Below are 19,134 nucleotides of genomic sequence, written 5' to 3'. Positions count from 1 at the left end.
CCGTGAATATAAACGTCGCAGACTTGTTAAATGGGAATTACATCCTGTTATTATTTGTGGTACTGGCGCTGGGCCTTTGCCTGGGTAAATTGCGCCTGGGTTCAGTTCAACTTGGTAATTCCATTGGCGTTTTAGTGGTTTCCTTATTATTAGGCCAGCAGCACTTCAGCATTAACACGGACGCGCTCAACTTAGGCTTTATGCTGTTTATTTTTTGTGTTGGCGTGGAGGCAGGACCGAACTTTTTTTCAATTTTTTTCCGCGACGGCAAAAATTATCTGATGCTGGCGCTGGTGATGGTCGGCAGCGCGCTGCTGATCGCGTTAGGGCTGGGTAAACTGTTTGGCTGGGATATCGGGCTAACGGCCGGTATGCTGGCAGGCTCCATGACCTCCACCCCCGTGCTGGTGGGTGCCGGTGATACCCTTCGCCATTCCGGCATGGCCGGCGCGCAGCTCTCTACCGCCCTTGACCACCTTAGCCTGGGCTATGCCCTGACCTATCTGATCGGTCTGGTGAGCCTGATCGTTGGCGCGCGCTACCTGCCAAAACTGCAGCACCAGGATCTGCAGACCAGCGCCCAGCAAATCGCGCGCGAGCGCGGCCTGGATACCGATTCCAAACGTAAAGTCTATCTCCCGGTGATCCGCGCCTATCGCGTCGGGCCAGAGCTGGTGGCATGGGCAGACGGCAAAAACCTGCGCGAGCTGGGGATTTACCGCCAGACGGGCTGCTATATCGAGCGCATCCGCCGCAACGGCATTCTGGCGAACCCGGACGGCGACGCGGTGCTGCAGATGGGCGACGACATCGCGCTGGTGGGTTACCCGGACGCCCACGCCCGTCTCGACCCGAGCTTCCGTAACGGCAAAGAGGTGTTCGACCGCGACCTGCTCGACATGCGCATCGTCACCGAAGAGATCGTGGTAAAAAACCATAACGCCGTGGGCCGCCGCCTGGCCCAGCTGAAGCTGACCGACCACGGCTGCTTCCTCAACCGCGTGATCCGCAGCCAGATTGAGATGCCGATCGACGACAACGTTGTGCTCAACAAAGGCGACGTGCTCCAGGTCAGCGGCGACGCGCGACGCGTGAAAACCGTGGCCGACCGCATCGGCTTTATCTCCATTCACAGCCAGGTCACCGACCTGCTGGCCTTCTGCGCCTTCTTTATTGTTGGCCTGATGATCGGGATGATTACCTTCCAGTTCAGCAATTTTAGCTTCGGCATCGGTAACGCCGCCGGGCTGCTGTTCGCCGGGATCATGCTGGGCTTCCTGCGAGCCAACCACCCGACCTTCGGCTACATTCCGCAGGGCGCGCTGAACATGGTGAAAGAGTTCGGTCTGATGGTCTTTATGGCAGGCGTGGGCTTAAGCGCGGGCAGCGGCATCGGCCACAGCCTGGGCGCCGTCGGCTGGCAGATGCTGGTTTCCGGACTTATCGTCAGCCTGGTGCCGGTGGTGATCTGCTTCCTGTTCGGCGCCTACGTGCTGCGCATGAACCGCGCCCTGCTTTTCGGGGCAATGATGGGCGCGCGTACCTGTGCGCCTGCGATGGAAATCATCAGCGATACCGCGCGCAGCAACATCCCGGCTCTGGGGTATGCGGGCACGTACGCCATCGCTAACGTGCTGCTGACGCTGGCGGGTACGCTGATCATCATCATCTGGCCTGGACTCGGATAACTCCTAAGAATGCGCGTGGCGGAAAATATTTTTGTTACGCGCAGAACTTTTTTATCAGGGGGCAGTCATAACTAGTGCCACTGCTTTTCTTTGATGTCCCCAATTTGTGGAGCCCATCAACCCCGCCGTTTTGGTTCAAGGTTGATGGGTTTTTTGTTGCCTGAAATTCCCCTTCTTCGAATCTTTTCTTCTCCCTTGCCACCAAAACACATATGATTAAACGCATATAAAAATCACACCTGCAGGAAATCCCATGCTCCACCCGCTCCAGCTCTTCAAAACCCTCTCCGACGAAACGCGGCTCGCCATCGTCATGCTGCTCCGTGAAGCGGGCGAGCTGTGCGTCTGCGATCTCTGCTCCGCGACCGAAGAGTCGCAGCCGAAGGTTTCCCGCCACATGGCGCTGCTGCGCGAGTCCGGGCTGGTTATCGATCGTCGCGAGGGGAAATGGGTCCATTACCGTCTCTCTCCCAACATGCCTGCATGGGCGGCAGCCGTTATCGACACCAGCTGGAACTGCCTGCGGGAAGAGACGCGCATGAAGCTGAAAAACCGACTCTCAGGCTCGTGCTAGGTAAAACACATTCACAAAAACAGATATCACGGAGTAAGCGATGTTTCTGGCTGGGGCTATTTTTCTGTTTACGCTGGTACTGGTCATCTGGCAGCCCAAAGGGCTCAGTATTGGCTGGAGCGCCAGCATTGGCGCCGTACTGGCGCTGATTAGCGGCGTGATTCACATTAACGATATTCCGGTGGTGTGGAATATCGTCTGGAACGCTACGGCGACGTTCATTGCCGTCATTATCATCAGCCTGCTGCTGGATGAGTCCGGCTTTTTCGAGTGGGCGGCGCTGCACGTTGCCCGCTGGGGAAACGGTCGTGGGCGATTGCTGTTTACGTATATTGTGCTGCTGGGTGCAGCCGTGGCGGCGCTATTTGCCAATGACGGCGCGGCGCTGATCCTGACCCCTATCGTTATCGCCATGCTGCTGGCGCTGGGGTTCAGCAAACAGGCCACGCTGGCGTTTGTGATGGCGGCGGGCTTCATCGCCGATACCGCCAGCCTGCCGCTGATTGTCTCCAACCTGGTCAACATCGTGTCGGCAGACTTCTTTAAGCTGGGGTTCAGCGAATACGCCTCGGTGATGATCCCGGTAGATATCGCCGCCATTGCCGCAACGCTGGTCATGCTGCATCTGTTCTTCCGCAAGGAAATTCCCCCGGAATATGACCTGGCGAAACTTCAGGAGCCCGCGCGGGCCATTCACGACCTTCCGACCTTCAGAACGGGCTGGATCGTCCTGCTCCTTCTGCTCGTCGGTTTCTTTGTGCTTGAACCTCTCGGCATTCCGGTCAGTGCCATTGCGACCGTCGGCGCGCTGATTTTATTTACCGTCGCAAAACGCGGACATGCGATAAACACCGGAAAAGTGCTGCGCGGCGCGCCGTGGCAGATCGTTATCTTCTCGCTGGGGATGTATCTGGTGGTGTATGGCCTGCGCAATGCCGGGCTGACGGAATATCTCTCAGGCGTACTGAATAGCCTGGCCGGGCACGGACTGTGGGCTACCACGCTGGGTACCGGGTTCATCACCGCTTTCCTGTCATCCATAATGAACAATATGCCCACGGTGCTGATTGGCGCGCTCTCCATTGAGGGCAGCACGGCAACGGGGTTGATTAAGGAGGCAATGATTTACGCCAACGTGATTGGCTGCGATCTGGGGCCGAAAATCACGCCTATCGGCAGCCTCGCCACCCTGCTCTGGCTCCACGTGCTGGCGCAGAAAAACATGACGATTACCTGGGGCTACTATTTCCGGACGGGCATCATTATGACGCTGCCGGTCCTGTTTGTGACGCTCGCCGCGCTGGCGCTACGTCTCTCCTTCACACTGTAATGAGCCACTGATATGAGCCACATCACTATCTACCACAACCCCGCCTGCGGTACCTCGCGCAACACGCTGGAGATGATCCGCAACAGCGGCACGGAGCCAGAGATTATCCTCTATCTGGAAACCCCGCCGTCGCGCGATGAGCTGACCACCCTGATTGCCGAGATGGGCATTTCAGTGCGGGACCTGCTGCGTAAAAACGTGGAGCCCTATGAACAGCTGGGCCTTGCCGAAGATAGCTTCAACGACGACCAGCTTATCGATTTTATGCTGCAATACCCGATCCTGATTAACCGTCCGATCGTGGTAACGCCGCTGGGTACCCGCCTGTGCCGCCCGTCTGAAGTTGTCCTCGACATTCTGCCGGACGCGCAGAAAGGGGCGTTTACGAAAGAGGATGGCGAAGCCGTCGTGGACGCCAGCGGGAAAAAAATCGATCACAGATAAAAGTGGCAGGGCGAGTGTTACCTAAGGGTTCCCCTCGCCCGCAATTCTCCCCACCATCGCCCGAATCTCCTCCCGGGTTAACGGCGCCCGGTCGGTCACGTAGTGCAGCGTCATCCCTTCGATAAACGCGTCCAGCGCGCGGGTGGTAACCGGGTCGAACCACTGCTCCAGCGTGGTCTGGCTCATCTTCATCCAGTCCTGCATCACCGTTTTCAGCGCCGCGCTGCGGTGCATAAAGGCGTAGAGCTGATACATCAGCGCCATGTTGTGCGGCGTGGTCACCTGGGAGCTGTGGATGAGGGTGGTGATGGATTCGCACGCCATTTCCGGCCCGGTGACGCCGGCGAAGAAATCCCGGTACTGCTGCGACATCTGCCGGGTAAACCACGTGAAGGCCTCCTCCAGCAGCGGCTCCATGCCGTCGAAATAGTAGGTCATCGACCCCAGCGGCACGCCCGCGCAGGTGGCGATTTTACGGTGCGTGACGGCGTGAATGCCGTGTTCGGCGATGGTATCGAGCGTTGCCTGCAGGATCTTCTCCCGGCGATGCGGATCGTTCGGTGGTCTGCTCATAAATTCCTCACGTGGTTTGTGTACAAATGTACACAAACTTGCTAGTGTTGTCGCTATTGTTGTACTTCTGGTGCTATCCCGATGACGCTGACCTCTCCCCGTAAAGCCCTGCAGCGACGCCTGTGGGCGCTGTTTATGTTCTTCTTCATTCCCGGCCTGCTGATGGCCTCCTGGGCCACGCGCACCCCCGCCATTCGCGATATTTTGTCCGTTTCTACCGCCGAGATGGGCATCGTACTGTTCGGCCTGTCGATAGGCTCCATGAGCGGCATCCTCTGCTCCGCGTGGCTGGTAAAGCGCTTTGGTACGCGAGCGGTGATCCGCACCACCATGTGCTTTGCCGTGTTCGGGATGGGAATATTAAGCGTGGCGCTGTGGTTTGCCTCGCCGGTGCTGTTCGCCCTGGGCCTGACGGTATTCGGCGGCAGCTTCGGTTCGGCGGAAGTTGCCATCAACGTGGAAGGGGCGGCGGTCGAGCGCGAAATGAATAAAACCGTGCTGCCGATGATGCACGGTTTTTACAGCCTCGGCACGCTGGCCGGTGCGGGCGTGGGGATGGCGCTGACGGCCACCGGCGTGAGCGCGAACCTGCATATCCTGCTGGCGGCGCTGGTGTGCATCATTCCGATTCTGACCGGCATCCGGGCGATCCCGGACGGCACCGGTAAGAACTCCGCTGACGAACAGCACTCGGCTGAAAAAGGACTGCCCTTCTACCGCGACTTCCAGCTGATGCTGATCGGCGTGGTGGTGTTAGCGATGGCGTTCGCGGAAGGTTCCGCCAACGACTGGCTGCCGCTGCTGATGGTAGACGGTCACGGCTTTAGCCCAACCTCCGGCTCGCTGATTTACGCCGGGTTTACGCTGGGGATGACCGTGGGTCGCTTCACCGGCGGCTGGTTTATCGACCGCTACAGCCGCGTGGCGGTGGTGCGCGCCAGCGCCCTGCTGGGCGGCCTGGGTATAGCGATGATCATCTTTGTCGACGTGGACTGGATTGCCGGGGTCTCGGTGATCCTCTGGGGGCTGGGCGCGTCGCTCGGCTTCCCGCTGACCATTTCAGCCGCCAGCGATACCGGCCCGGATGCCCCGACGCGCGTCAGCGTGGTGGCAACCACGGGCTATCTCGCCTTCCTGGTCGGGCCGCCGCTGCTCGGCTTCCTCGGCGAGCACTACGGGCTGCGCAGCGCCATGCTGGTGGTGTTAGGGTTGGTTATCATCGCGGCGCTGGTGGCGCGCGCGGTGGCAAAGCCGGAAACGAATCAAACGACACTGGAGAAGGGATATGAGCGTTAAACTGATCGCCGTCGACATGGATGGTACATTTCTGAGCGATGCTAAGACCTACAATCGCCCGCGCTTTCTGGCGCAGTACGCCCGCATGAAGGCGCAAGGCATTCGCTTCGTGGTCGCCAGCGGCAACCAGTACTACCAGCTGATCTCTTTTTTTCCGGAGATAGCGCATGAAATTGCGTTCGTCGCCGAAAACGGCGGCTGGGTCGTAAGCGAAGGTGAAGATGTCTTTAACGGCGAACTGTCGAAAGCCCATTTCGAGACCGTCGCGAACGTGTTAAACGAGGTTCCAGGCATTGAGATTATCGCCTGCGGGAAAAGCAGCGCGTACACGCTGAAATGCTATGACGAGGGCTTTAAGGATATCGCGGCGAAGTATTACCATCGCCTCGAAATGGTCAGCGATTTCGACAACCTGAACGATATTTTCTTCAAGTTCGGGCTTAACGTGTCTGACGATGAAATTCCGCGTATTCAGGCGCTGCTGCATGAAAAGCTGAGTGACATCATGGTACCCGTCACGACCGGTCACGGCAGTATCGATCTTATTATCCCCGGCGTGCACAAAGCTAACGGCCTGCGGATCCTGCAAAAGCGCTGGGGCATAGACGATAGCGAAGTGGTGGCCTTCGGCGACAGCGGCAACGACGTGGAAATGCTGCGCCAGTCCGGGTTCAGCTTTGCGATGGCGAATGCCAGACCGCACATCAAAGCGGCCGCGCGTTTTGAAGCGCCGCATAATAACGATGAAGGCGTTTTAAACGTGATTGAGAAGGTGTTGAACGGGGAGGCACCGTTTAATTGACCGCGTGCGGTCTGATGCCCTCACCCTGGCCCTCTCCCACGGGGAGAGGGAATAAACAGGTTAAGGTTGCAGGGCGTTCCCGACGCGTTTGTCTTTCAGGAACACCACCATCAGTCCAACCCACAGCACGCCGTTGGCGAGGTTAAACAGGCTGAACAGCCCGTTGCCGCCCATCGCATAGGCATGCTTGCTCACCTCGATACCGACGGTAAAAATCAGCATCTGCAGCATCCCCATCGCCGCTGAGACCGTGCCTTTACTCATCTCGCTGGCAAACAGCGTCAGGCGCACCAGCCCGGCGTTGGCCACGCCAATCCCGAAGGCGTAGATGCTCAGCCCCGCCGTCATCCACAGATAAGCGTGGGATGACGCGACGGTCGCCACCGCAGCCAGAATCAACCCTGCCGCAATCGGCCAGCCGCCCATGATAATCAGTGAACGCACGGTGCGGCGTGACGTCAGGCGTGCCAGCACCAGGTTCCCGATAATCAGCGCGCCAAAGATCGGCACCTGCAGCAGGCCATACTCGTAGCTGCTGAGTTTTTCACCGCTGATGATAATGACCGGCGACTGCGCGATCCACGCCAGCAGCGGCAGGCTAACGAACCCGGTTGCCAGCGCGCCCGCCACAAAGCGGCCGTTCTTCAGCACTTCTTTGTAATCCCGACCCAGCTCTTTCAGCGAGAGTTTCTCGCCAATGCGAGTGGCCGTTTCCGGCATCGCCCGGTGCAGGCCAAAGAACGCGATGGCGGCGAGAACGGCAAACAGGACAAACATCCCTTCCCATGGCGCCATATGCACCCACGCGGCACCCACCAGCGGCCCGAGTAAGGGAGCGATCAGCGCCACGTTCGCCATCAGCGCGGTAATTTTGATGCACACCGCCTCTTCAAACGATTCCTGAATGGCGGCATACCCCACGGCGCCGATAAAGCACAGGCTCACCCCTTGCAGGAAGCGCAGCAGGGTAAATTGTTCAATGTTTTGCGCCAGCAGCGTGGCGAGACAGGTGACGATAAACCACACCACGCCCGTCAGCATCACCGGACGACGGCCAATACGATCCGACAGCGGGCCTAACAGCCACTGTAAAAACATGCCGCCGGCCAGATAGGCGGTCATGGAGGTCGGCACCCACTCAATACCCGCGTTGTACTGCGCCACAACGGCCAGCATCCCGGGCTGGATCATATCGTTGCCGATATAGGTAGAGAATTCGTAGAGCACCAGACACAGAGGGAAAAGCAACGCCTGACGACCCAGACGTGAACCAGAAGAAGAACGGTTTAACATGCAATCTCTTTATAATGACAAAATCGCGACGAGTTTAATGAAATGCCGCAGACCGAGATAGTGATTTATCGAGGATAAACAGAAATAAAGCACATATCGTCTTCGTTTAAGGTTTCCTTAAGTTGACACTTTTATGATAGCGCGATTACTCGTCAACGACCCCAAATTATGGCACTCACCTCCAGCCGTTCAGAATTGTCTAACTTACAGACAAATAAGACAAAACGACTTTACCGCTTACCGACCCGCTTTTATGGTTATCAGCTTTTCGTACTGATTGCCCTTGCCGTGGTGTTTACGTGGCTATCGCGCAGTGAAGCGCTCGACAGATGGATCACCGGCTTTTGGTATGACGCGGCCACGCAGAGCTTTCCGCTGCAGAAAGACCACCTGCTGGATCTGCTGAACCACCGCCTGGCGAAGTACATCGCCATCGGCTTAGGTGCCGTGGCGCTGTTTTACGGCGCCTGGAAGCGCAACGCAAGGCTGGTGACGGCGGCGCTGCTGATGGGCGTTGGCGCGCTGGTGGTAGGCGTGCTGAAAAGCGTGAGCCATCACAGCTGCCCGTGGGATTTGGTGGAATATGGCGGTAAGGCTATGTCTTATCCCCTGTTCAGCGCCGTCCCTGCTGACAGCGGTCCGGGGCGCTGTTTTCCCGGCGGTCATGCCTCCAGCGGCTTTATGGTGATGGGCCTGTTTTTTGCCTTCTGGCGCGAGCGTCCGCGTCTCGCCTGGTGCTTCGTCGCGCTGGGCGTGGTGTTAGGTCTGGCGATGGGCTACGGCCAGGTCATGCGCGGGGCGCATTTTTTCTCTCACAACCTGTGGGCCGGGTTGTGGGTCTGGTTTTCTCAGGTGGTTGTCTACGGACTTATTTCCACCCGGTTTGCTAAAGAGTGATAACGCTATGTTAGAGAATCTGAATTATCAGCTGTTTTATCTGATCAACGCCACGCCAGCCTCGCCTGAGTGGACGATCGATTTTGCCACCTTCCTGGCAAAAGATCTGATCGGTATCGTGCCTGCACTGGCTGCGATTCTCTGGCTGTGGGGTCCCCGCAGCCAGGTGAAGGCGCAGCGCCAACTGGTGATTAAAGTCGCGATGGCGCTCGGGGTAAGCGTCCTGGTCAGCTACATTCTCGGCCATGCGTTCCCGCACGATCGTCCTTTTGTCGATCGCGTCGGCTATACCTTCCTGCACCACGCGCCGGATGACTCGTTCCCGAGCGATCACGGAACGGTGATCTTCACCTTCGCGCTGGCTTTCCTGTTCTGGCATCGCCTGTGGTCCGGTGCGGTCCTGATGGTGGCGGCCCTGGCTATCGCCTGGTCGCGCGTTTACCTGGGCGTTCACTGGCCGCTGGATATGGTGGGCGGTTTCCTGGTCGGGCTGATCGGCTGCGTGAGCGCGGCTATCCTGTGGAGCCTCTTCGGTGAAGCGCTTTACCGCACGCTGTCTTCGCTCTATCGCGCCATTTTCGCTATCCCGATCCGCAAAGGCTGGATACGTGACTAACCCCAACCTGACAGGTTACACTTGAACCCCCGCCCTGCGGGGGTTCACTTTTTTATCCCGAGGAACTATGGAAACACGTCGCGATGACCGCATTGCTCAGCTGCTACAGGCGCTGAAGCGCAGCGATAAGCTGCATCTTAAGGAAGCCGCCAACCTCCTCGGCGTCTCAGAGATGACCATTCGTCGGGATCTGAACAGCGAAAGCGCGCCCGTCGTGCTGCTGGGCGGATATATTGTGCTTGAGCCGCGTAGCGCCAGCCATTACCTGATCAGCGACCAGAAGACGCGCCTGGTGGAAGAGAAGCGCAAAGCCGCCCGGCTTGCGGCCTCACTGGTACAGCCGCACCAGACGCTGTTTTTTGACTGCGGAACCACCACGCCGTGGATTATCGAAGCCATCGACAGCAGTATCCCTTTTACCGCCGTATGCTACTCCCTGAACACCTTTCTGGCGCTTCAGGAGAAACCGGAGTGCCGGGTGATCCTCTGCGGCGGCGAGTTTCACGCCAGCAACGCCATCTTTAAGCCGCTCAACCTGCAGGACACGCTCAGCAATCTCTGCCCGGATATCGCGTTTTATTCCGCCGCAGGCGTCAACGTGCGTCAGGGTGCGACCTGCTTTAACCTGGAAGAGCTGCCGGTGAAACACTGGGCGTTAAGCGCCGCGCAGTACCATGTGCTGGTGGTCGATCACAGCAAGTTTGGCAAGGTGCGTTCGGCAAGAATGGGCGAGCTGGCGCAGTTTGACGCCATCGTCAGCGACTGCCGCCCGGACGATGAGATTGTGGCCCACGCGAAGGCGCAGCAGGTGAAGTTAATGTATTAAGAGGGGTGACGTCTGATGTCGTCACCCCGGCCCTCTCCCACAGGGAGAGGGAGAAAACCCATCAGGTTTAGCTAAACCAGCTGCCGAACCAGCCGTGGAATTTCATCATCACGAAATCCCACATCCGGCTGAAGAAGCCGCCCTCTTCCACCGCTTCCATTACAATCAGCGGACGCTGTTCAATCGACTTCCCGTTTAGCTGGAAATCAATCGTCCCGACCACCTGGCCTTTTTTCAGCGGAGCCGTGAGCTGCGGGTCGGTCAGGGTATAGCTGGCCTTCAGGTTTTTCAGCTGACCGCGCGGAATGGTCACCGAGCCCGCCTCACCCGCGCCCAGGTTCACTTCGCTCTTGTCGCCAAACCAGACGCGCTGGCTGACGAACGTGGCATCCGGTTTAATCGGCGTCACGGTTTCATAGAAGCGGAAGCCCCACGTCAGCAGTTTTTCTGACTCATTAAAGCGAATACGGTCGGTTTTGGTGCCCAGCACCACAGAAATCAGGCGCATGTCGCCCTGGGTCGCGGAGGCCACCAGGTTATAGCCCGCGCCCGCCGTGGTGCCGGTTTTCATTCCGTCCACGTTAACGTTGCTGCTCCACAGCAGGCGGTTGCGGTTCGGCTGGCGGATTTTATTGAAGGTAAACTCTTTCTCTTTATGGATGGCGTATTCATCCGGCACGTCGTGGATCAGCGCTTTCCCCAGCAGCGCCATGTCGCGCGCGGTACTGAACTGTCCCGGCGAATCCAGACCGTGAACCGTTTTGAACGTGGTGTTGGTTAAGCCCAGTTTCTGCGCGTAGCCATTCATCAAGCCAATGAAAGAATCCTGGCTGCCGGCAACGTAATCGGCCAGCGCGATGCACGCATCATTTCCCGACTGAATAATTACCCCTTTGTTCAGATCGGAAACGGAGACCTGATCCCCCGGCTTCAGGAACATCACCGAAGAGCCGCGCAGCGCCGGGTTGCCGGTGGCCCAGGCATCTTTACCGATGGTGACCATATCGTCCAGTTTGATCTTGCCCGCTTTCAGCGCCTGGCCCACCACGTAGCTGGTCATGATTTTGGTCAGGCTTGCCGGATCGAGTTTCTCATCCGCATTCCCTTCCGCCAGCACTTTACCGCTGGAATAATCCATCAGGATCCAGGCGCGCGCATCCACAGGCGGCGCTTCGGGCGCAGCCTGTTCAGCTGCATAGAGAGTTGGTGCAAACAGGAAAAGGAGCGCAGAGCCTGTCGCAAGGCTGCGCAGAGAAGTCATTTTACGCGTCATAAATGCCACCCGAGTGTCCATTCAAAAATTACGTCACATCACCGTGTCGCAAGAAGCGATGAGTAATAGCGCACTAAAACGGTTAAAGAAACCCAACGAGGGTAAAGTTATTAAAGTTTATGCAATAACATTCATATACGCTTTGATTCAGACGATTTTTTTGTCTTCTGTTGCGTAATTGTTAGGTTTATCTCACCATGGCGAACGCTGACCCGGATTCACAACTCATCAGGAGTAAATATGATTACGCTTTGGGGCAGGAACAACTCGACCAACGTTAAGAAAGTGCTCTGGACGCTCGAGGAGCTGGATTTACCGTTCAACCAAATCATGGCCGGCATGTCGTTCGGCGTGAACAAAGAGGCCGACTATCTGGCCATGAACCCGAACGGCCTGGTGCCGCTGCTGCGCGATGATGAAACCGACGCGACGCTTTGGGAGTCCAACACCATTGTCCGCTACCTCGCCGCCCAGTACGGTCAGGGCCGCCTGTGGGTGGAAAGCCCGACCCGTCGTGCTCAGGGCGAAAAGTGGATGGACTGGGCGAATCAGACGCTATCCCCGACCCACCGCGTGATCCTGATGGGACTTATCCGCACGCCGGAAGCCGAACGCGATTATCCCGCGATTCACGCCGCGCAGGATACCTGCGAAAACCTGTTTGCGATGATGGATGACGAGCTGGCGAAGCACGCCTGGTTCTCCGGCGAGGTGTTCGGCACAGGCGATATCGCCGTGGCGCCGTTCGTCTGGAACCTGACCAACATGGGCCTGAAGTGGACGCCGCGCCCTCATCTTGAGCGCTGGCTAAAACAGCTGAGCGATCGCCCGGCGTACCGCAACGTGGTGATGATCCCGGTCACCTGATTACGCACCGGACGGGCTGACTTTTAACAGCTGCCCGTCCGTCTCGTCGGTCAGCACATATAAATAGCCGTCCGGCCCCACCCGCACATCGCGAATACGTTTATCCCGGTCGCCCAGAATTCGTCCGTCCTCCGTGACCTTATTTCCGTCCACGCTCAGCACGATAACGTCCTTTTCCTTCAGCGCGCCGATAAACAGCTTGTTTTTCCACTGCGGGAAGACGTCGCTGTTGTAAAAGGCCATACCGCTCACGGCAGGTGACACTTTCCAGACGAACAGCGGTTTTTCGGTTCCCTCAACGTGCTCGCCTTTGGCTTCCGGAATTTTCAGACCGCTGTAATTAATACCGTGCGTCGCCAGCGGCCAGCCGTAGTTCTTTCCTTTCTCCGGGATGTTGATCTCATCTCCGCCGCGCGGGCCGTGCTCGTTCAGCCACAGCGCGTCGCTCCAGGGATTCATCGCCATCCCCTGCGGGTTACGAATGCCGTAAGACCAGATTTCGGGTCGTGCGCCGGGGGTATTCACAAACGGGTTATCCGGCGGCACTTTTCCGTCTTCGGTGAGGCGCACCACTTTACCCTGCAGCTTGTCCAGGTCCTGCGCCGTCGGACGCTGGTTGTTCTCGCCAAGTCCGATAAAGAGCGAGCCTTTGCCGTCGAACACCAGCCGCCCGCCAAAATGGTTCCCGGTGGAGAGTTTCGGCATCTGGCGGAACACCACCTGGAATCCCTCGATGCGGGAATAGTCGTCGCTCAGGCGGCCATAGCCCACCGCCGTTCCGGCTTTGCCGTCCCTCCCGGCTTCAGCGAAGCTCAGCCAGATGCGGCGTGATTTTTCAAAATCCGGGGCGAGGACCACGTCCAGCAATCCTCCCTGACCGTTTGCCCAGACCTTCGGCACGCCGACAATTGGATCGGAGAGCCCTTTTCCGGCCTGCCAGCGTTTGAGCTGACCGCCCTTCAGGGTCACCAGCAGCCCGTTATTATCCGGCAGAAACGCCAGAGACCAGGGGTGATCAAGTTTGTTTTGCAGCACCTCGACCTTGACCGCCTCCGGGGCAGCAAGAAGCGAAAACGGAATAAACAGCGCAGGCAGGGAAATTAGCGAGGATCGAGGCATAACGCGCTCCTTTATCGGCACATGGCATAAAGATTAGCCACTGCGTCCGGGCGCGTTACCACTTTTACAAAAGCTTAATCAGAAGGGGGAGTCGCCTCCCCCGGAATCAGTGCTGTTCAAGCTGTTTGTGCTCGTTCAGGCACATGATGCATAGAGAGAGCGTGGTCAGGCAGTTTTCAAGCTTCTCCGCGTTAACAGCGATAAAGTTCGGGCAGTCGTGGCGTCCGTTCATCAGACACACCCCTGCAATGGAGAGCACTTCGGCAGCGCGGCGCAGCGCGATTTCTTCGCTTTCGCCGTATTTCGCCTGCAGGGTCGGTGCTTTTTCACGCATGAAATTGCAAAGTTCAAACAGGTTATCACGCAGATGTTCGCTTTCGCTGACTGACATATACCCTTTTGCCTTCCTCAACTGCAGGTACGCGGCCAGGTCGATTCGGGCGTTGATCAGCTTGTTAAGCAGATCGCGTCTAAGTCTGTCAACGGTCATGATCTTTCCTCCTCTGTCAGCCATTGTGCACAGTCAGGATAAGTACATTTTTTGTACAGTTTAATGCCTGGGATCAATTTTTATTAACTGATTAACATTATTTACAATGTTACAACGTCTGCCCGGCCCATCCGCCTTGCAAAGAGTGTATAAATCCCCCGCGATACGCTGTAAAATCCCGCCCAGATAACTCCATAATTGATGAATTTTTAACCTATGAGCAATGTTACGCACCAGCCGAAAATCGGCTTCGTCTCTCTAGGCTGTCCAAAAGTCTAAAATAATACATTGCTGCCTTTTTTCTAATCCCCAGTATGACTGGCTTAGGCGAAAAAAAAGCCGGGATAAAAACCCGGCGCTCGAATCAATATTTAATGCTGTCTCCCGCAAATTCATTCTTCACGAAAGCCGGGTTTACCGTTGGCTTTACGCCATGCTTTAACCTCTTTAACCACCCCTTCAGGATTATCTTCACGGTCATCTTGGGGGCAGTAGATAAGGTCAGACCCGTCAGGGTGCTCGGTCAGGCGCTTAAACTCCAGTATGTTTTTATATCTTCACTTTCTAAAATGTCCGCAACGTTGAAGAGTTTACGGACGAACTCCAGAACTCGTTTTCTGTGTAGTCACTGAATGACCGCTTCAAGATGTTTCCCCGCCAGCGATTTGCACGATAACGTCTTCCGAATAGAATTTTTCGCCGAGTAAATTTTCTAAATCCAATGCCTGTTTTTGGCTAACATTGAACCCTGCGATGCCTTTGACAAATGCATCTTCGTCATCCGGCCCCCACCCCATGACAGCAGCAACTCCTTTCAGTTTGCTCTTAGGGATCTCAACCTCTAAAACCAATTCTTCGCTTTGTTTATCAAAAAGTTCCACAGAATAGATTATCATCACTTTTCTACCTTTCTGGTTGGATCTGCTGGCTTGGTTTGCTCACCTGTTATGTGATTGAACTCGCCTAAATGGTTACGGCCCGAACGGTCATAAACTTCGACTGTTCCATGTTGAGAGTCCCATTCATAAATTTTACCTTTGGCATCTTTCCATCTTGCCCGAAGTTGTCCGCCACCTTGAATAGCTGTCTTACGTGGTGCTCTTTTCGCATCAGGGAATGCTGGTAATGGTGGGGTCCCTTTTGGCGCTGTGTGGTATTTGTGATCCGCATTAAGATAGACGTAAATCGGATCAAAAGTCCCTGCTGGATGCACCAGGATATAATCCCGGAATGAACGTTCTCCCGGTGCAGGGGTAACTGTTGACCACGGGCTGTTGATTTCACTTTCCGGGTAAACCAGTACATTCGGAGGAATATAGACATTGTTCTGGTTGCCTGTGTTGGTCGGGGAAGAATATCCCGGATCGTCAGGAGTCCAAACGATTGTCGGCTTATCTGCGCCATCCTCCCAGAACTCATAGTTCCCGGTAGTGGTGTTCTTCTGAAGCATGCGCACAGGCACTTTGTCCTGTCCACCTCTGGCGCTGACGTGGAAGCCTTTCGGCCTCATGGTGCCGAACTGGTCAGCTTCCCAGCGAAAGCGAACACGGGTCGGAACATCTTCTTTATTCCGTGCGGCCTGCTCAAGGCGCATTTTATCAATGTAGTCCTGTTCGCCACTGTTGAGCTTTGGCGAGTAGAAAATGCCAAATAGAAAAACGGTTGGAGGACTCGGGGCTATCCAGCGACCAGCCGTTGAAAGATTTCCTCCGATTTTCTGCACTGCTGCGTATCCGGCCTCAATTGCTGCATCAGTGGCGATCCCTGCTGTAGTCGCGACCCTTGCTGTTGCCATCCCTGCCGTCGCAGACGCTTTTGGGGCATCCGAGGAACTGAAAAGGCGCTTATACCACGGGCGGTTATCTTCTGGTGGTGGAGTCGGTTCGGCTGGTTTGAGTTTCTTTGCAGCCTGCGCGTGTTGGACGGGTTCCGATTCTGTTTGTTCCAGTTGAGGAAGTGCTCGGTAGTAGCCAACATGACCGAAATTATCAACAGATTCCTGATCAGTCCCTGCGTCAGTGCAGCCTTCACCTCGCAAACATGATTTTGCAAAAACGGGTAGAGCACTAAGGGCAGTAACGGCAACAGCTTTGTTTACTGAAGGTTCTGACATACCGAACGGATCGCTGATCTCCACAGTGCCAGGGGCGATCAGGAAGTTCGATCCACTTGGACAGTCACAATGGATGATTGAACCATCAACGGCGACCGCTTCGCCGTTCGTTTGTCGGTGATCTCCACTAACAATGACTCCGATTTTCCCACATTTCGGGCAAGGTGTGGTCTTATCGCCGATATAGAGTTTCCACTTTCCCATGACAGACATACCAGGGCGTGCGGCTATGCATCGTGAGCCTGTAGAGGTTTTATCCCCGTCTAGCCCAACATTTTTACCGTGAACAATACAGCCTCTGTTTACAGATGCCATAGTGACCGCCTTAGTTCAGAAAATTCTCTTTTGTACTGTTGCATAAGTCCCTCTACTTGTTATAAAAATAATCCACTAGGCCATTTTACAAGCAATAACCATACATTAAATAGGCATTAGTTCTAATCAAAACATCGTTTATTAATCAGAAGAATCGGTTGGCACCGAAAACCTGCCGCGAGCACAATTCTTCAGTACAAATTTCCCCCCAAACTCTGTAGAATCCCTGCCCTGACCATTCCAAAAATCGAACATTTTTTAACCTATGAGCAATGTTATGCACCAGCCGAAAATCGGCTTCGTCTCCCTGGGCTGCCCGAAAAACCTCGTGGATTCCGAACGCATCCTGACCGAACTGCGCACCGAGGGCTATGACGTGGTGCCAAGCTACGACAACGCCGATATGGTGATCGTGAACACCTGCGGTTTTATCGACAGCGCGGTTCAGGAGTCACTGGAAGCCATCGGTGAAGCCCTGACGGAAAACGGCAAAGTGATTGTTACCGGCTGTCTGGGCGCGAAAGAAGACCAGATCCGCGAAGTGCACCCGAAGGTGCTGGAGATCACCGGCCCGCACAGCTACGAGCAGGTGCTGGAACATGTTCATCACTACGTGCCAAAACCAAAGCACAACCCGTTCCTGAGCCTGGTGCCGGAACAGGGCGTGAAGCTGACGCCGCGCCACTACGCTTACTTAAAAATTTCCGAAGGCTGCAACCATCGCTGCACCTTCTGCATCATCCCGTCCATGCGTGGCGATCTGGTGAGCCGTCCAATTGGCGAAGTGCTGGCGGAAGCTAAACGTCTGGCCGACGCGGGCGTGAAGGAGCTGCTGGTCATCTCCCAGGACACCTCGGCCTACGGCGTTGACGTTAAACACCGCTCTGGTTTCCACAACGGCGAGCCGGTGAAAACCAGCATGGTCGGCCTGTGCGAACAGCTGTCTAAGCTCGGTATCTGGACGCGTCTGCACTACGTCTATCCGTACCCGCACGTTGACGACGTGATCCCGCTGATGGCGGAAGGCAAAATTCTGCCGTACCTGGATATCCCGCTGCAGCACGCCAGCCCGCGTATCCTGAAGTTGATGAAGCGTCCTGGCTCCGTTGATCGCCAGCTGGCGCGCATCAAGCAGTGGCGTGAAATCTGCCCGGATCTAACCCTGCGCTCCACCTTCATCGTCGGCTTCCCGGGTGAAACCGAAGAAGACTTCCAGATGCTGCTCGACTTCCTGAAAGAAGCGCGTCTGGACCGCGTAGGCTGCTTCAAGTACAGCCCGGTAGAAGGCGCAACCGCCAACGAGCTGGCGGACCAGGTGCCGGAAGAGGTGAAAGAAGAGCGCTGGAACCGCTTCATGCAGCTGCAGCAGCAAATCTCTGCCGAGCGTCTGCAGGAAAAAGTGGGCCGCGAGATCATGGTGATCGTTGACGAAGTGGACGAAGAAGGCGCGATTGGCCGCAGCATGGCGGACGCCCCTGAGATCGACGGCGCGGTGTACCTGAACGGCGAAACCAACGTCAAACCGGGTGATATTATTCGCGTGAAGGTTGAAAACGCGGACGAGTATGACCTGTGGGGTAGCCGGGTTTAATCTCCTTTCCCCCCTCACCCTACCCCTCTCCCCACTGGTGAGAGGGGACTGCTCGGTGCGGTTTTTCACCCTCGCCCCTTTGGGGAGAGGGCCGGGGTGAGGGGCAAGCAAAAGCCTACCCCTTAATCCTCGGATCCAGCGCGTCGCGCAGTCCGTCCCCCAGCAGGTTAAACGCCAGCACGGTCAGGAAAATCGCCAGACTCGGGAAGATCGCCACGTGCGGCGCAATCACCATATCCGCCCTCGCCTCGTTCAGCATCGCGCCCCACTCCGGCGTCGGAGGCTGCGCGCCTAGCCCCAGAAACGACAGGCTGGCCGCCGAGATAATCGACACGCCGATACGCATGGTAAAATAGACTACGATGGACGATACCGTACCCGGCAGAATATGGCTGAACAGGATGGTGGCATCGCTGGCCCCCATGCTGCGGGCCGATTCGATAAAGGTCTGCTGTTTCAGCACCAGCGTGTTGCCGCGCACCAGGCGCGCGAACGCCGGAATCGAAAACACCGCGACCGCAATGATGACGTTCGCCATGCCGCTGCCCATGATCGCCACCACGGCAATCGCCAGCAGAATGCCGGGGAAGGCAAACAGCACGTCGCAGATGCGCATGATGATGCGGTCCCACCAGCCTTCGTAATATCCGGCAACGAGCCCCAGCACGGTACCGATGGCCGCGCCGATCAGCACCGCGAACACCCCGGCGGCAAGCGAGATTTGCGCCCCGACCAGCACGCGGCTAAAGATATCGCGCCCGAGGGAGTCCACGCCGAACCAGTGCAGCATCGACGGTCCGTCGTTCAGACGGTCGTAGTCAAAATAGTTTTCCGCATCAAACGGCGCCACCCACGGCGCAATCACCGCCACCGCAATCAGCAGCAGCACAAACAGCCCCGCGGTCATCGCGACCGGCTGACGGCGAAAACGCCGCCAGAATTCAGACCACGGGGTGCGGACGTGGTCCGGTTTTAGCCCCGGCATCGCGTTTAAAACAGCCTGACGTCGCCAGTTCAACAATCGCAT

The 19,134-nt window shown here is 56.7% G+C and carries 19 protein-coding genes and 1 pseudogene; 11 read left to right on the top strand and 9 right to left on the bottom strand.

Annotated features, from left to right (window positions below):
• Window positions 1–2: 2 nt before the first annotated feature.
• From ACOTZB_RS07880 to arsC, 4 genes are all read left to right on the top strand, one after another.
• Window positions 3–1,688: an aspartate:alanine antiporter gene (locus tag ACOTZB_RS07880; protein WP_014169303.1), complete on the top strand. Its 1,686-nt coding sequence runs from the start codon at window positions 3–5 to the stop codon at window positions 1,686–1,688.
• A gap of 253 nt (window positions 1,689–1,941) precedes the next feature.
• Window positions 1,942–2,262, top strand: a complete 321-nt coding sequence (locus ACOTZB_RS07875; protein WP_421626838.1) for a metalloregulator ArsR/SmtB family transcription factor — start codon at window positions 1,942–1,944, stop codon at window positions 2,260–2,262.
• Between the two features lie 40 nt (window positions 2,263–2,302).
• Entirely contained in the window at window positions 2,303–3,592 is a 1,290-nt protein-coding gene (locus tag ACOTZB_RS07870) for an arsenic transporter (protein WP_421626837.1), read from the top strand.
• 12 nt (window positions 3,593–3,604) lie between these two features.
• Window positions 3,605–4,036 carry a glutaredoxin-dependent arsenate reductase gene (gene arsC / locus ACOTZB_RS07865; RefSeq protein WP_193804753.1) on the top strand — a complete coding sequence of 144 codons (432 nt, stop codon included), beginning with the start codon at window positions 3,605–3,607 and terminating at the stop codon, window positions 4,034–4,036.
• A 21-nt stretch (window positions 4,037–4,057) separates the two neighbouring features.
• Here the strand turns inward: arsC and ACOTZB_RS07860 are convergent, their stop codons facing one another.
• Window positions 4,058–4,609 (bottom strand): TetR/AcrR family transcriptional regulator, encoded by a 552-nt coding sequence (locus tag ACOTZB_RS07860; RefSeq protein WP_047742376.1) that lies wholly within the window; start codon window positions 4,607–4,609, stop codon window positions 4,058–4,060.
• A gap of 81 nt (window positions 4,610–4,690) precedes the next feature.
• On the opposite strand from ACOTZB_RS07860, the gene ACOTZB_RS07855 reads away from it, so the two are divergent.
• Together ACOTZB_RS07855 and ACOTZB_RS07850 are read left to right on the top strand one after the other, a co-directional pair.
• Complete coding sequence (locus ACOTZB_RS07855; RefSeq protein ID WP_023310922.1) at window positions 4,691–5,905, top strand: MFS transporter; 1,215 nt, start codon at window positions 4,691–4,693, stop codon at window positions 5,903–5,905.
• Window positions 5,895–6,707 carry a Cof-type HAD-IIB family hydrolase gene (locus ACOTZB_RS07850; protein ID WP_058842146.1) on the top strand — a complete coding sequence of 271 codons (813 nt, stop codon included), beginning with the start codon at window positions 5,895–5,897 and terminating at the stop codon, window positions 6,705–6,707. The genes ACOTZB_RS07855 and ACOTZB_RS07850 overlap by 11 nt, the downstream gene beginning before the upstream one ends.
• Before the next feature lie 60 nt (window positions 6,708–6,767).
• Here the strand turns inward: ACOTZB_RS07850 and ACOTZB_RS07845 are convergent, their stop codons facing one another.
• Window positions 6,768–8,000: an MFS transporter gene (locus ACOTZB_RS07845; RefSeq protein ID WP_021240942.1), complete on the bottom strand. Its 1,233-nt coding sequence runs from the start codon at window positions 7,998–8,000 to the stop codon at window positions 6,768–6,770.
• Between the two features lie 168 nt (window positions 8,001–8,168).
• On the opposite strand from ACOTZB_RS07845, the gene ACOTZB_RS07840 reads away from it, so the two are divergent.
• The 3 genes from ACOTZB_RS07840 (at window position 8,169) to deoR (ending at window position 10,339) form a co-directional block, all read left to right on the top strand.
• Window positions 8,169–8,897 carry a phosphatase PAP2 family protein gene (locus tag ACOTZB_RS07840; RefSeq protein WP_193804757.1) on the top strand — a complete coding sequence of 243 codons (729 nt, stop codon included), beginning with the start codon at window positions 8,169–8,171 and terminating at the stop codon, window positions 8,895–8,897.
• A 7-nt stretch (window positions 8,898–8,904) separates the two neighbouring features.
• Window positions 8,905–9,513: an undecaprenyl-diphosphate phosphatase gene (gene ybjG, locus ACOTZB_RS07835; protein ID WP_047653217.1), complete on the top strand. Its 609-nt coding sequence runs from the start codon at window positions 8,905–8,907 to the stop codon at window positions 9,511–9,513.
• 67 nt (window positions 9,514–9,580) lie between these two features.
• Entirely contained in the window at window positions 9,581–10,339 is a 759-nt protein-coding gene (deoR, locus tag ACOTZB_RS07830; RefSeq protein ID WP_008503427.1) for a DNA-binding transcriptional repressor DeoR, read from the top strand.
• 67 nt (window positions 10,340–10,406) lie between these two features.
• Here the strand turns inward: deoR and dacC are convergent, their stop codons facing one another.
• Window positions 10,407–11,612, bottom strand: a complete 1,206-nt coding sequence (gene dacC / locus ACOTZB_RS07825; protein WP_047653218.1) for a serine-type D-Ala-D-Ala carboxypeptidase — start codon at window positions 11,610–11,612, stop codon at window positions 10,407–10,409.
• 240 nt (window positions 11,613–11,852) lie between these two features.
• Here dacC and ACOTZB_RS07820 point away from each other — a divergent pair, with 240 nt between their 5' ends.
• Entirely contained in the window at window positions 11,853–12,479 is a 627-nt protein-coding gene (locus ACOTZB_RS07820; protein WP_047653219.1) for a glutathione S-transferase family protein, read from the top strand.
• On the opposite strand, the gene ACOTZB_RS07815 is transcribed toward ACOTZB_RS07820, so the two are convergent.
• From ACOTZB_RS07815 to ACOTZB_RS07795, 5 genes and pseudogenes are all read right to left on the bottom strand, one after another.
• On the bottom strand, window positions 12,480–13,598 hold the full coding sequence (locus ACOTZB_RS07815; RefSeq protein ID WP_348940371.1) for a PQQ-dependent sugar dehydrogenase: 1,119 nt from the start codon (window positions 13,596–13,598) through the stop codon (window positions 12,480–12,482). It abuts the gene before it with no gap.
• A gap of 106 nt (window positions 13,599–13,704) precedes the next feature.
• A complete protein-coding gene (gene bssR, locus ACOTZB_RS07810) occupies window positions 13,705–14,088 on the bottom strand; it encodes a biofilm formation regulator BssR (RefSeq protein WP_348940370.1) in 384 nt (127 codons plus the stop codon).
• 392 nt (window positions 14,089–14,480) lie between these two features.
• A pseudogene (locus ACOTZB_RS07805) lies at window positions 14,481–14,736 on the bottom strand (bacteriocin immunity protein).
• Window positions 14,730–14,984, bottom strand: a complete 255-nt coding sequence (locus tag ACOTZB_RS07800; RefSeq protein WP_421626942.1) for a DUF7683 domain-containing protein — start codon at window positions 14,982–14,984, stop codon at window positions 14,730–14,732. The pseudogene ACOTZB_RS07805 and the gene ACOTZB_RS07800 overlap by 7 nt, the downstream one beginning before the upstream one ends.
• Complete coding sequence (locus ACOTZB_RS07795) at window positions 14,984–16,516, bottom strand: S-type pyocin domain-containing protein (RefSeq protein ID WP_421626836.1); 1,533 nt, start codon at window positions 16,514–16,516, stop codon at window positions 14,984–14,986. Before ACOTZB_RS07795 ends, ACOTZB_RS07800 begins: the two co-directional genes overlap by 1 nt.
• A 265-nt stretch (window positions 16,517–16,781) precedes the next feature.
• Here ACOTZB_RS07795 and rimO point away from each other — a divergent pair, with 265 nt between their 5' ends.
• On the top strand, window positions 16,782–18,107 hold the full coding sequence (rimO, locus tag ACOTZB_RS07790) for a 30S ribosomal protein S12 methylthiotransferase RimO (protein ID WP_421626835.1): 1,326 nt from the start codon (window positions 16,782–16,784) through the stop codon (window positions 18,105–18,107).
• 115 nt (window positions 18,108–18,222) lie between these two features.
• Here the strand turns inward: rimO and gsiD are convergent, their stop codons facing one another.
• Window positions 18,223–19,134, bottom strand: a complete 912-nt coding sequence (gene gsiD, locus ACOTZB_RS07785; RefSeq protein ID WP_024908682.1) for a glutathione ABC transporter permease GsiD — start codon at window positions 19,132–19,134, stop codon at window positions 18,223–18,225.

It is taken from the genome of Enterobacter cloacae complex sp. SHL020, from assembly GCF_049236945.1.
Classification (GTDB): Bacteria; Pseudomonadota; Gammaproteobacteria; order Enterobacterales; family Enterobacteriaceae; genus Enterobacter; species Enterobacter dykesii.
Note: the sequence above shows the minus strand (reverse complement) of the source record. Positions and strands in the feature narration are given on the sequence as shown.

Bases quoted from the DNA above. Each gene is read 5' to 3' on its own strand.
- ACOTZB_RS07875 (WP_421626838.1), top strand. From the start codon at position 1,942: ATGCTCCACCCGCTCCAGCTCTTCAAAACCCTCTCCGACGAAACGCGG.
- ACOTZB_RS07870 (WP_421626837.1), top strand. From the start codon at position 2,303: ATGTTTCTGGCTGGGGCTATTTTTCTGTTTACGCTGGTACTGGTCATC.
- arsC (WP_193804753.1), top strand. From the start codon at position 3,605: ATGAGCCACATCACTATCTACCACAACCCCGCCTGCGGTACCTCGCGC.
- ACOTZB_RS07860 (WP_047742376.1), bottom strand. From the start codon at position 4,609: ATGAGCAGACCACCGAACGATCCGCATCGCCGGGAGAAGATCCTGCAG.
- ACOTZB_RS07855 (WP_023310922.1), top strand. From the start codon at position 4,691: ATGACGCTGACCTCTCCCCGTAAAGCCCTGCAGCGACGCCTGTGGGCG.
- ACOTZB_RS07850 (WP_058842146.1), top strand. From the start codon at position 5,895: ATGAGCGTTAAACTGATCGCCGTCGACATGGATGGTACATTTCTGAGC.
- ACOTZB_RS07845 (WP_021240942.1), bottom strand. From the start codon at position 8,000: ATGTTAAACCGTTCTTCTTCTGGTTCACGTCTGGGTCGTCAGGCGTTG.
- ACOTZB_RS07840 (WP_193804757.1), top strand. From the start codon at position 8,169: ATGGCACTCACCTCCAGCCGTTCAGAATTGTCTAACTTACAGACAAAT.
- ybjG (WP_047653217.1), top strand. From the start codon at position 8,905: ATGTTAGAGAATCTGAATTATCAGCTGTTTTATCTGATCAACGCCACG.
- deoR (WP_008503427.1), top strand. From the start codon at position 9,581: ATGGAAACACGTCGCGATGACCGCATTGCTCAGCTGCTACAGGCGCTG.
- dacC (WP_047653218.1), bottom strand. From the start codon at position 11,612: ATGACGCGTAAAATGACTTCTCTGCGCAGCCTTGCGACAGGCTCTGCG.
- ACOTZB_RS07820 (WP_047653219.1), top strand. From the start codon at position 11,853: ATGATTACGCTTTGGGGCAGGAACAACTCGACCAACGTTAAGAAAGTG.
- ACOTZB_RS07815 (WP_348940371.1), bottom strand. From the start codon at position 13,598: ATGCCTCGATCCTCGCTAATTTCCCTGCCTGCGCTGTTTATTCCGTTT.
- bssR (WP_348940370.1), bottom strand. From the start codon at position 14,088: ATGACCGTTGACAGACTTAGACGCGATCTGCTTAACAAGCTGATCAAC.
- ACOTZB_RS07800 (WP_421626942.1), bottom strand. From the start codon at position 14,984: ATGATAATCTATTCTGTGGAACTTTTTGATAAACAAAGCGAAGAATTG.
- ACOTZB_RS07795 (WP_421626836.1), bottom strand. From the start codon at position 16,516: ATGGCATCTGTAAACAGAGGCTGTATTGTTCACGGTAAAAATGTTGGG.
- rimO (WP_421626835.1), top strand. From the start codon at position 16,782: ATGAGCAATGTTATGCACCAGCCGAAAATCGGCTTCGTCTCCCTGGGC.
- gsiD (WP_024908682.1), bottom strand. From the start codon at position 19,134: ATGCGATTGTTGAACTGGCGACGTCAGGCTGTTTTAAACGCGATGCCG.